Source organism: Nonomuraea sp. NPDC050547 (assembly GCF_044457345.1).
Lineage (GTDB): Bacteria > Actinomycetota > Actinomycetes > Streptosporangiales > Streptosporangiaceae > Nonomuraea.
The window spans coordinates 22,207-31,946 of record NZ_JBITGW010000044.1; the positions used below are offsets into that span (position 1 = coordinate 22,207).

11 protein-coding genes and 1 riboswitch are annotated in these 9,740 nt (G+C 70.5%); of the genes, 6 read left to right on the forward strand and 5 right to left on the reverse strand.

Annotated elements, in window-relative coordinates; genetic code table 11:
• Positions 1 to 26: 26 nt before the first annotated feature.
• The 3 genes from ACIBHY_RS54485 to ACIBHY_RS54495 all read right to left on the reverse strand — a co-directional run bounded on the left by ACIBHY_RS54485 (position 27) and on the right by ACIBHY_RS54495 (position 2,798).
• The gene (locus ACIBHY_RS54485) at positions 27 to 1,208 is read right to left on the reverse strand and encodes a S8 family serine peptidase (protein WP_397259435.1); all 1,182 of its coding nucleotides are present in this window, start codon (positions 1,206 to 1,208) and stop codon (positions 27 to 29) included.
• Entirely contained in the window at positions 1,205 to 1,822 is a 618-nt protein-coding gene (locus ACIBHY_RS54490; RefSeq protein ID WP_397259433.1) for a hypothetical protein, read from the reverse strand. Before ACIBHY_RS54490 ends, ACIBHY_RS54485 begins: the two co-directional genes overlap by 4 nt.
• 112 nt (positions 1,823 to 1,934) lie before the next feature.
• Positions 1,935 to 2,798: an S-adenosyl-l-methionine hydroxide adenosyltransferase family protein gene (locus ACIBHY_RS54495; RefSeq protein ID WP_397311062.1), complete on the reverse strand. Its 864-nt coding sequence runs from the start codon at positions 2,796 to 2,798 to the stop codon at positions 1,935 to 1,937.
• A gap of 66 nt (positions 2,799 to 2,864) precedes the next feature.
• Between ACIBHY_RS54495 and ACIBHY_RS54500 the strand changes: the two genes are divergently transcribed.
• Positions 2,865 to 3,167 (forward strand): DUF3263 domain-containing protein, encoded by a 303-nt coding sequence (locus ACIBHY_RS54500; protein WP_379626086.1) that lies wholly within the window; start codon positions 2,865 to 2,867, stop codon positions 3,165 to 3,167.
• Positions 3,168 to 3,218: 51 nt separating this feature from the next.
• The gene (otsB, locus tag ACIBHY_RS54505; RefSeq protein ID WP_397259429.1) at positions 3,219 to 3,974 is read left to right on the forward strand and encodes a trehalose-phosphatase; all 756 of its coding nucleotides are present in this window, start codon (positions 3,219 to 3,221) and stop codon (positions 3,972 to 3,974) included.
• On the opposite strand, the gene ACIBHY_RS54510 is transcribed toward otsB, so the two are convergent.
• Together ACIBHY_RS54510 and ACIBHY_RS54515 are read right to left on the reverse strand one after the other, a co-directional pair.
• Positions 3,943 to 5,100, reverse strand: a complete 1,158-nt coding sequence (locus ACIBHY_RS54510) for an MFS transporter (RefSeq protein WP_397311063.1) — start codon at positions 5,098 to 5,100, stop codon at positions 3,943 to 3,945. The genes otsB and ACIBHY_RS54510 overlap by 32 nt on opposite strands.
• A gap of 8 nt (positions 5,101 to 5,108) precedes the next feature.
• Entirely contained in the window at positions 5,109 to 6,527 is a 1,419-nt protein-coding gene (locus ACIBHY_RS54515; RefSeq protein WP_397311064.1) for a trehalose-6-phosphate synthase, read from the reverse strand.
• Positions 6,528 to 6,557: 30 nt separating this feature from the next.
• Here ACIBHY_RS54515 and ACIBHY_RS54520 point away from each other — a divergent pair, with 30 nt between their 5' ends.
• The 4 genes from ACIBHY_RS54520 to ACIBHY_RS54535 all read left to right on the forward strand — a co-directional run bounded on the left by ACIBHY_RS54520 (position 6,558) and on the right by ACIBHY_RS54535 (position 9,297).
• The gene (locus ACIBHY_RS54520; RefSeq protein ID WP_184976413.1) at positions 6,558 to 7,112 is read left to right on the forward strand and encodes an RNA polymerase sigma factor; all 555 of its coding nucleotides are present in this window, start codon (positions 6,558 to 6,560) and stop codon (positions 7,110 to 7,112) included.
• Between the two features lie 79 nt (positions 7,113 to 7,191).
• Positions 7,192 to 7,331, forward strand: a riboswitch (SAM riboswitch).
• A gap of 13 nt (positions 7,332 to 7,344) precedes the next feature.
• Positions 7,345 to 8,574, forward strand: coding sequence for a threonine synthase (thrC, locus tag ACIBHY_RS54525; RefSeq protein ID WP_379626078.1), 1,230 nt, complete (start codon positions 7,345 to 7,347; stop codon positions 8,572 to 8,574).
• 15 nt (positions 8,575 to 8,589) lie between these two features.
• On the forward strand, positions 8,590 to 8,865 hold the full coding sequence (locus ACIBHY_RS54530; protein ID WP_184976409.1) for a MoaD/ThiS family protein: 276 nt from the start codon (positions 8,590 to 8,592) through the stop codon (positions 8,863 to 8,865).
• A gap of 231 nt (positions 8,866 to 9,096) precedes the next feature.
• Entirely contained in the window at positions 9,097 to 9,297 is a 201-nt protein-coding gene (locus ACIBHY_RS54535; RefSeq protein WP_106250594.1) for a cold-shock protein, read from the forward strand.
• Positions 9,298 to 9,740 lie beyond the last annotated feature (443 nt).

Genomic DNA, 9,740 nt, shown 5'->3' on the forward strand with positions numbered 1-9,740 from the left:
ACCGACGAGTATCACACAAGCGCTTGCTAGGGAGAATGCCTCCGCCGCCGCAAGTGCAGCACGACCACCCTGGCCGACATCGCGACCGTCAGCCCGATCATCGCCACCACCACCGGCAGCCGCGAGCCCGGCTGCGAGGGCAGCGGGCCGCCGCCGAAATAGCCGCCCACCTGCCCGATCCTGGACGCGGCCGGACGGGCCAGCCGCCCGGCCTCGCGCAGGGCGAGCGCCGCGTCGGCCACCCCGTGACCGTAGGCGCGGCTGTGCCCGTCGGCCGGCCGCTTCCTGGTGCCGCGTTCGATGGCCACGCGCACGTGGTACGGCGACAGCCCCGGATACTCCGCCCTGACCAGCGCGGCGATCCCCGCCACCATCGCCGCCGCCGAACTGGTCCCGTCGCCGACCACGTACCCGTCGGGACCGTCGGCGCTGACGATCCCGGTGCCCGGCGCGACCACCGACAGGTAGTCCTGGCGGTTGGAGAAGCGCGGCACCTTCATCCGCTTGTCCACCGCGCCCACGGCGATCACCCCGGGGTAGGCGGCGGGGAAGTTCTTGCGGTTGGCGTCGTCGCCGTCGTTGCCCGAGGAGGCGACGAGCACGGCCCCCCGGGAGATCGCGTACTGCACCGCCTCCTCCTCGGCGGCCGAGCCCTCCCACGAGCCGCTGCCGCCGCCCAGCGACATGCTGACGACCCGCGCGCCCCGGTCGACGGCGTAACGGATGCCCTGGGCGAGCGCGTCGCTGCCGCCCGCCGTGGCGCGCTGCTCGCCGCGCAGCGGGTCGTCGTTCTCCAGCGTCACCCGGACCGACAACACCCGCGCGGCCGGGGCGACGCCCACCACGCCGCGCCCGTCACCGTGGCCGCGCCCGGCGATGAGGCTGGCCATCGCGGTGCCGTGGTGGCCCGTTCTGGCCGGTCCGGGTACGGGCCCGGTCAGGTCGGGTCCCTCGACGACGGCTCCGGCCAGGTCGGGGTGGCGGGCGTCCACGCCCGTGTCGAGCACGGCCACCAGCACTCCCTCGCCCCTGCTCACCTTCCACGCCTCGGGCACGCGTAACGCGGTGAGTTGCCACTGCTGCTGTCTCGCGGCCACGGCGGCCATGCCGCCGCTCGCGGCGACGCCGCGCATGCCGCTCGCGGGCGGCCCCGCGATCAGCAGCGTGACGAGACCGACGGGCAGCAGCCCGGCCGCGGCGCGGATCACCGGGTGAGCGCCTTGTGCAGGGCCTCCGCCAGTTGCACGGCCGCCGCGCCGAGGCGCGGCTCGGTCCCGCCCGCCGGCTGGTACGGCCTGCCTTGGTACTGCCTGCCTTGGTACGGCCGGCCGTCGGCGTACCCGGCGGCGGTGAAGACCACGTACGGCCCGCCGGAGGCCGCCACGGCGCCGGTGACGTACTGGGCCTCGCCGAACCGCTCGGCCGCGCCGCCGGGAAAGGCCACGGGCCGCACGCTCGGTGGACGCCCCGCGGCGCCGGCGTGGATCGCTCTGACGGGCAGCCAGGACGGCGCCCCGTCGAGCACGGCCACGCCCACGGTGGCGACGAAGGTCTGCGTGCTGTCGGAGTAGGTGGCCCGCAGGGTCGTCAGGCAGCGCGGCAGCATGGCCGCCGCGGCGGCCTGGAGGGCGACCCGGCACGGCGCCTCGGGCGCGACCCCGGCCAGCAGGTAGGTCACCCGCGCGCCGGACGGGCTCGCGCCGGTGAGCGCGGCGGGGAAGACCCTCGACACCGGCCAGGCGTGCCAGCGCTCGCTCACCGGGGGCTCGGCCGAGCCCCAGTGGGGAAGGAGGGACAACAGTGCGATGGACAGCAGGAACACGTCTGCCTCGAAGGAAGGGGGAGGAGGCGCTCGAACTGCCGTGCATTCTGGCACGCAGGTGATGGTTCAATCCGACGCTTCGGTAAACAGACCGATACGCGGGGTAATGTCCCTATCGCACCGGAGCGGGGGAAAGACGGACATGTGCGCCCGGCGGGAGCCCCAGGCGCTGGGCCGCATCGCCCGAGTTCACGGCGATGGCGATGAGCCCCGCCGAGTCGGCGAAGGCCACCAGTTCCCCCGGCGACACCGCCGCGTACGTCTCCCGATACGGCATCGACAGCTGCCTGCGCCCCATCCACACGCCCAGCGTGTCGCCCACCCGGACCCCGAGCGTCGCCAGGTCGCCCGCAGCGATCGACAGCTGGGTGTTGCCGTAGCGGTCCACGGAGACCACCTCGCCCTCCACCGAACCCTCGCGCAGCACCGACGTCGGCTCCGGCAGCGAGACGAGCCTGTTCAGCGGGATCTCCGGACCGAGGTCGGACGGCTTGCCGCCCACGCACAGCCGCCCGGCCACCGGCGCGTACACGTCGCGGCCGTGGAAGGTCGGCGAGACCGGGTGCAGGAAGAGCGCGTCGTTGGTGATCTCGTAGGCGGACTCGGCGCCGCCGCAGGCGTGCACCGCCCAGGACAGCAGGCCGTTGTCCGGCCCGATGAACACCCGTCCCCCCGCCGCCACGGCCACCGCGCGCCTGGCCCCGCCGGCTCCCGGGTCCACGGCGCCGATGTGCACGCCGGGCGGGATGTACGGGATGGTCTGCGCGAGAACCGCCGCGCCCCGCCGTACGTCGCCCGAAGGGATCAGGTGGCACACGTCGATGACGCGGGCCTGCGGCGCGATTCCGACGATCACGCCATGGCAGGCAGCCACATAGCCGTCTTCGAGTCCGTAATCGGTGAGAAGCGTTATGACTGGGGTCACACTTGGTGACTGTACGTCTCCCGATCCGCGGTGAACACCCGGCTTTGGCACATTACGATGGCCACGGGCCGCGTACGTATGGCGTGAGCGCCGTACGCCCTTCCGAGGAGGACGACCATGGACACCGCACCGGTCAGCGGTGACAGTGCTGCCCAGGAACCCGACCGTCAGCCCCTCACCGAACGAGACCTCCAGCTCCTCGCCTTCGAGCGCCAATGGTGGCGCTACGCCGGCGCGAAGGAGCAGGCCGTCAAGGAGACCTTCGGGTTCTCGGCCACGCGTTACTACCAGTTGCTCGGTGAACTCATCGACCGTCCCGAGGCGCTGGAGCAGGATCCGATGCTGGTCAAACGACTGCGCCGGCTGCGGGCCACGCGGCAGCGCGAGCGCGCGGCCCGGCGACTCGGCATGCGTCCCTAGGTGGCGGGGTACCCCAGCCGCGTGAGGAACATCCCTGGAATCCAAGCGATCGTGAAAGATCCGTCAGGGGCGGTGATCGGGCTCGACTTCGACGGCACCCTGTCGCCCATCGTGCCCGATCCGGCCGCCGCGAGGATCCATCCGGCGGCTCCCGACATCCTGGCCCGGCTCAGCGCGCGGGTGTCCGCCGTCGTCATCCTGACCGGCCGCCCCCCTGCCACCGTCCTCGAACTCGGTCCCGGGCTGGCCGACGTGCCCGGCCTGGTGATCCTCGGGCACTACGGCTTCGAGCGGTGGGAGAACGGCCGGGTCAGCGCGCCGCCGCCGCCCGCCGGAGTGCCGCGGGCCGAGGCCGAGCTGCCGATGCTGCTCGACGCCCTGGGCCTGACCGGAGTGGCCGTCGAGGACAAGGGGCGGGCGGTAGCCGTACACACGAGGCGCAGTCCCGATCCCGAGGGGGCCTTCGAGGCGCTGCGCCGGCCGCTCGCGGCGCTGGCGGAGCGCAACGGGCTGGTGGTCGAGCCCGGCCGGTACGTGCTGGAGCTGCGCCCGCCCGGCATGGACAAGGGCCAGGCGCTCTCGTTGTTCCTGGCCGAGCGCGCTGCCAGGTCGGTGATGTTCGTCGGCGACGACCTGGGCGATCTGGCCGCCTTCGACGCGGTACGCGCTTCCGGGTTGCCCGGTGTCACCGTGTGCAGTGGTTCGGCCGAGGTCACCGAGCTGGCCGAGCGGGCCGACATCGTCGTGGACGGGCCCGACGGCGTCATGGCGCTGCTCAAGGAGCTGACGGCCGCGGTTCGCGGCTGACCAGCACGCCCGCGACGGCCAGCGCGATCAGCACCGGGACCATGAGGAAGGCCGTACGCGTCCCGAAGCCGTCGGCCAGCGCCCCCAGCGCGAACGGGCCCGCGGCCATCGCCAGCCCCGCGCAGACCGGTGAGACGGCCGTGGCCCGCACCGGGTCGTAGGCGAGCACGCCGGCCAACGCGAGCGGGAAGTGCAGCGAGACGCCGAGCCCGCTGATCGCCAGCCCCGCGTAGGCGAGCAGCGGCTGCGTGCTCGACCAGAACAGCAGCCAGCCGGCCGCGGTGAGCAGCAGGGCGCCGGTGAGCAGCGCGGGCGGTCCCATCCGCAGGGCCAGCGGCGTCCCGGCGAAGCGGCCGACGGCCAGGCCGGCCGTGAACGCGGTCAGCCCGGTCGTGGCCGCCGCCACGCCCATCCCGGTGTTCGACGCGAACAGCTGCACCGCCCACAGGTTGAAGCAGAACTCCAGCGCGACCACCAGGAAGAGCACGCCGCCCGCCACGTAGAAGCGCCAGCCGGGCGGCGGCCGGCTCGCGCGGGCGGCGCCGTCGTGCGGGCGGCCGGCCACGCGGACGCGGCCGAGCGTGAAGGCGATCAGGGCGGTGAGGATGGGGGTGATCAGCAGGGCCGCCCGCCAGCCGAGCGCGGTCTGCGCGGTGGCGCTGATCGCGTAGGTCATGGCGATGCCGAACAGGATCGCGACCGCGTTGGCCTCGCTGATCGCCGCCGGTCCCGCCGGGCCGTGGTGGTCGCTGAGCGCGGCCATCATGGCGTAGAGGGCCACCGAGCCGAACAGGCTGGCCAGGCCGTAGCCCAGCAGGGTGGCGGGCAGGGCGGGGGTGAGCATGACCGGAACCAGGCCCGCGTTCATGCCGGCCAGGCTGCCCCAGATCGTGGCGCGCCGGCCGTACCCGCGCTCCAGGAACGGCAGGGCGGCGCCGGCCAGGAGCGTTCCCGCGGCCATCGCGGTGCCGTGCAGGGCGGCGACCGCGTTGGAGACCTGCTGTTCCTGGCGCAGCAGCGGCAGGACGGCGCTCAGCCCGTACAGGTAGGTGGCGAAGGCGCCGAGTTGGAGGTAGACGAGCCAGGTCGGGAGATCACGGGTCAGACGGATCCGGACTGTGGTCACTTGAGGCATTAAGTCAGGGCATCGAGCTGCGCCGCAAGCCACTTCTGGGGCGGCAGCGCGGTGGCCGCCGCGGCCAGGCTGGCGGCCCTGCGCGTACGCTCCTCCTCGGGCATGATCAGGGCGGTGTGCAGGGCCTGCGCGGTCTCCAGGACGTCGTAGGGGTTGACCACGAGCGCGTCGGCGCCCAGTTCGGCGGCGGCGCCGGCCTCGCGGGAGAGCACCAGGACGCAGCGGGGCGACAGGATCGGGCCCTCCTTGGCGACCAGGTTCATGCCGTCGCGGATCGGGTTGACCAGCAGCACGTCGGCCATCCGGTAGGCGGCGAGGCTGCGCGCGTAGTCGTCGTTGACGTTGAGTATCAGCGGGTCCCAGTCCTCGGTGGCGTACTCGTCCTCGATCTCCTTGGCGCAGCGCTGCACCGCCGCGGTGTACTCGCGGTACTCGGGCAGGTCGTGGCGGCTCGGGTAGGCGAAGGCCAGGTGCACCACGCGGCCGTGCCACTCGGGGTGGGCGGCCAGGAACTCGCGGTAGGCGACCAGCCCGCGCACGATGTTCTTCGACAGCTCGGTGCGGTCGATGCGGACGATCAGCTTCCTGTCGCCGGTCTGCGCGCGCAGCGCCGCCACGTTCGACTCCACGTCCGGCTCGCAGGCGCGCCGCCACAACTGCTCGCCGTCGACGCCGAGCGCGTGCACGCCGACCCTCGTCGTGCGGCCCTCGTGGGTGACGCCGCGCGCGTCCACCCGGGCGCCCAGCAGGGCCGCGCAGCAGTCGGTGAACGCCCGCGCCCACCGCTCGGTGAGGAACCCGGCGTGATCGGCTCCCAGAATGCCTTCCAGGACCTCACGGGCCACCTCGTCGGGCAGCAGCGCGAAGTACTCCGGCGGGGCCCAGGGCGTGTGGCTGAAATGCGCGATGCGCAGGTCGGGACGCTCGGCGCGGAGCATGGCAGGGGTGAGGGTCAGGTGGTAGTCCTGCACCATCACCCGCGCCCCGTGCCCGGCCTCCTCGGCCAGCGCCAGCGCGAAGGCGCCGTTGTAGTCGCGGTAGGACTCCCACTCGCGCTGGAACCTGGTGCCGAAATGCGGGGAGTTGGGGATGTCGTAGAGCAGGTGGTTGACGAACCACAGCGTGGAGTTGGCCACGGCGTTGTAGGCGCGGTGGAAGGTCGCGGGGGCGATGTCCAGCATGCGCAGCGACCCGGTGTCGTAGCCGGCCTGGTCGAGGCGGCCGCCGGGAGCCTGCCGTACGGCGCTGCGGTCGCCGTCGGAAAGGGCCGCGCAGACCCACAGCACGCCCTCGTCCTTCGCCACGCCGGAAAGGCCGGAGACCAGTCCGCCGCCACCGCGTTTCATGGTGAGTTCACCGTCGTCGGAGACGGTGAAGGAGACAGGACCGCGGTTCGAGGCGACCAGGACGCTGTTCATTTAACTATCCTCCGCTCATAGGATCCCGCTATGGCGCTTGATGAGCTAACCGAGGAACTGGCCCGCTCCGCAGCCGCTGGAGATCATCGCGCACTCGGCGAGCTCTTGCGGCGGATCGAGCCGCACGTACTCCGCCACTGCGCGCGAATCCTGCCCTATCACCAGGACGCGGAGGAGGCCTGCCAGGACACCCTGCTGGCCGTCGCGCGCAACATCGGCCGGTTCGAGGGCAGGGCGCGGTTCAGCACGTGGCTGCACATCGTGACGGCCAACTGCGCCCGCACGACCTACCGGTCGCTGAAGCGGCGGGCGGCCGAGCAGAGCTCCGACGAATTGCCCACGCAGAAGCCGGACGTGGCCCGGGTGAGCGTGATCGCGGGCTCGCGCCTGGACCTGCTCGACGCGATGGAGGCGCTGGAGGCGTCCAAGCCCGACCTGGCGCAGGCGCTCGTGCTGCGCGACATCGTGCAGCTCGACTACAACGAGGTGGCCGAGCAGCTCGGCATCCCTCTCGGCACCGCGAAATCCCGCATCCACCAGGCGCGCAAGTACGTGCAGGGCGTGCTCGGGGAGGACTATCGGTGAGACGGTTTGTCTCACTGGTCGAGACGGGTGGGCAACCGATCCGCTTGACCAGGTAGAGTCCCTTTCGACAACTACATATTGCTCATCCAGAGGGGTGGAGGGACCGGCCCTGCGAAGCCCCGGCAACCCTCCCGGATTGTGACTCGCACCCGCGAGGCCGACCGGGACAAGGTGCCAATTCCGGTCTGTGGTCAAGGTGGCCGCAGGCGAAGATGAGGGAAGGCCTCGCTTCATGTCGCTCGACTTCGGTCCTGCTGTAGCTCTCTCCTGCCGCGAGTGCGGCACCCGCTATGACCTCGGCCCCAGTTTCGCGTGTCTGGAGTGTTTCGGGCCACTCGAAGTGGCCTATGATTTCGGTACGGTGACCCGCTCGCAGATCGAGTCCGGTCCGACCAACATCTGGCGTTACCAGGCGCTCCTGCCGGTCCCCGTGGACGTGGCGGCCAAGCAGAACATGAACCCCGGCTGGACCAAGCTGGTCAAGGCCGGCAACCTCGGCCGGACGCTCGGCATCAAGTCGCTGCACATCAAGGACGACTCCGGCAATCCCACCCACTCCTTCAAGGACCGTGTGGTGGCCATCGCCGTCGAGGCGGCCCGCAACTTCGGCTTCCACACCCTGTCCTGCTCCTCCACCGGCAACCTGGCCGGCGCGGTCACCGCGGCCGCCGCCAGGGCCGGGCTCGACGCGTGCGTGTTCATCCCCGCCGACCTGGAGCAGGCCAAGATCGCCATGGCCCGGGTGTTCGGCGGCAGGCTGATCGGCATCGAGGGCACCTACGACGAGGTCAACCGCTTCTGCTCCGAGCTCATCGGCGACCCGCTGGGCGACAAGTGGGGCTTCGTCAACGTGAACCTGCGGCCGTACTACGCCGAGGGCTCCAAGACGCTGGCCTACGAGATCGCCGAGCAGCTCGGGTGGAGGCTGCCCGAGCAGATCGTCATCCCGATCGCCTCCGGCTCCCAGCTCACGAAGATCGACAAGGGCTTCAAGGAGCTCGTGGCGCTCGGGCTGGTCGAGGACACGCCCTACAAGGTGTTCGGGGCCCAGGCGCTCGGCTGCTCGCCGGTGTCGGCGGCGTACAAGGCCGGGCACGACGTGGTCCAGCCGGTCAAGCCGGACACCATCGCCAAGTCGCTGGCCATCGGGAACCCGGCTGACGGGCCGTATGTGCTCGACATCGCCCGCCGTACGGGAGGGGCGGTGGAAGACGTCACCGACGCCGAGATCGTCGCGGCCATCAAGCTCCTGGCCTCCACGGAGGGCATCTTCGCGGAGACCGCGGGCGGCGTCACCGTGGGCGTGCTCAAGAAGCTGGTGGAAAACGGCGCGCTGGATCCCGAGGCGGAAACGGTCGTGCTGAACACCGGCGACGGCCTCAAGACCCTTGACGCGGTGTCGTCGATCGCCGAACCCACCGCTGTCATCCGGCCCTCTCTCGACGCGTTCCGCGCCATCTGAAAGGAAGTTTAAGGCATGAGCGTTTCTGTACGGATTCCCACCATTCTGCGCACCTACACGGGTGGTAACGCGGAGGTCAGTGGCGAGGGTGCGACGCTGCGCGAGGTCCTTCAGAAGCTGGACAGTGACTACCCGGGGATCGGCGCCCGAATTCTCGATGAATCGGGCAAGATTCGGCGTTTTGTCAACGTTTACGTGGGGCAAGAGGACGTCCGATTCGCCGAGGGGCTCGACACCGCGGCCCCCGAGGGGAGCGAGATCTCTATCATCCCCGCGGTAGCCGGAGGCTAACGCTTCGCACACTCTTAGCACTAGGGCACCTCTTCGGAGGTGCCCTTCCCATTTCTGGAAAATTCAACTCTTCGAAGGATGAAATAGGCAGTTTTCAGATTGACTCTGTTGCCCAACGGCATGCCACAGGTATGGTCGAGGGCGATCGCCGCCAGTTTTTCGGTAAAAGCGGCGAACGCGGATCTCGCGGAGGAATGGGCGGGATCCAGAGCCCAGTAAGAGGAGTCGGAAGTGGCGCAGGGCACCGTCAAGTGGTTCAACGCGGACAAGGGCTACGGTTTCATCGCGGTAGACGGTGGTAAGGATGTATTCGTCCATTACTCAGCGATCATGATGGACGGCTACAGATCACTCGAACAAGGCCAGCGGGTCGAGTTCGAGATCACACAAGGCCAGAAGGGGCCGCAGGCGGAATCTGTCCGCACCGTTTGAACCACGCACCGAGGCAGCCCGCACGGCAGCGCAGTCCGTGCGGTTCTGCCAACACCTTTCGTCTCACCAGGACAGGCCCGATCTCGCGAGGGGATCGGGCCTGACCTGCGACGAGGTGGCTCTCGCTTGCACTCGACCGGGTAGAGTGCTAAACAGTTCGTTGGCACTCTCTCCACGTGAGTGCCAACACCTGGATCGAGACGATCGGGGCCTGCCGAACGGAGATGCGGGCCCAAGTGTTCGGCCCCCGGGCCGGGCACGCTGCCGTCGCGGGCGTCGGCTCGATCCTTGAGAAGCCACCCTGCATCTGGGAGGTCCAGCCTTATGGCAGCCAAGATGATCGCGTTTGACGAGGACGCCCGGCGCGGTCTCGAGCGCGGCATGAACCAGCTCGCTGACGCCGTGAAGGTGACCCTTGGTCCCAAGGGGCGCAATGTCGTGCT

Coding starts and splice junctions, on each gene's coding strand:
- ACIBHY_RS54515 (WP_397311064.1), bottom strand. CDS start 6,527: ATGAACAGCGTCCTGGTCGCCTCGAACCGCGGTCCTGTCTCCTTCACC.
- ACIBHY_RS54520 (WP_184976413.1), top strand. CDS start 6,558: ATGGCGCTTGATGAGCTAACCGAGGAACTGGCCCGCTCCGCAGCCGCT.
- ACIBHY_RS54530 (WP_184976409.1), top strand. CDS start 8,590: ATGAGCGTTTCTGTACGGATTCCCACCATTCTGCGCACCTACACGGGT.
- ACIBHY_RS54500 (WP_379626086.1), top strand. CDS start 2,865: ATGGACACCGCACCGGTCAGCGGTGACAGTGCTGCCCAGGAACCCGAC.
- thrC (WP_379626078.1), top strand. CDS start 7,345: ATGTCGCTCGACTTCGGTCCTGCTGTAGCTCTCTCCTGCCGCGAGTGC.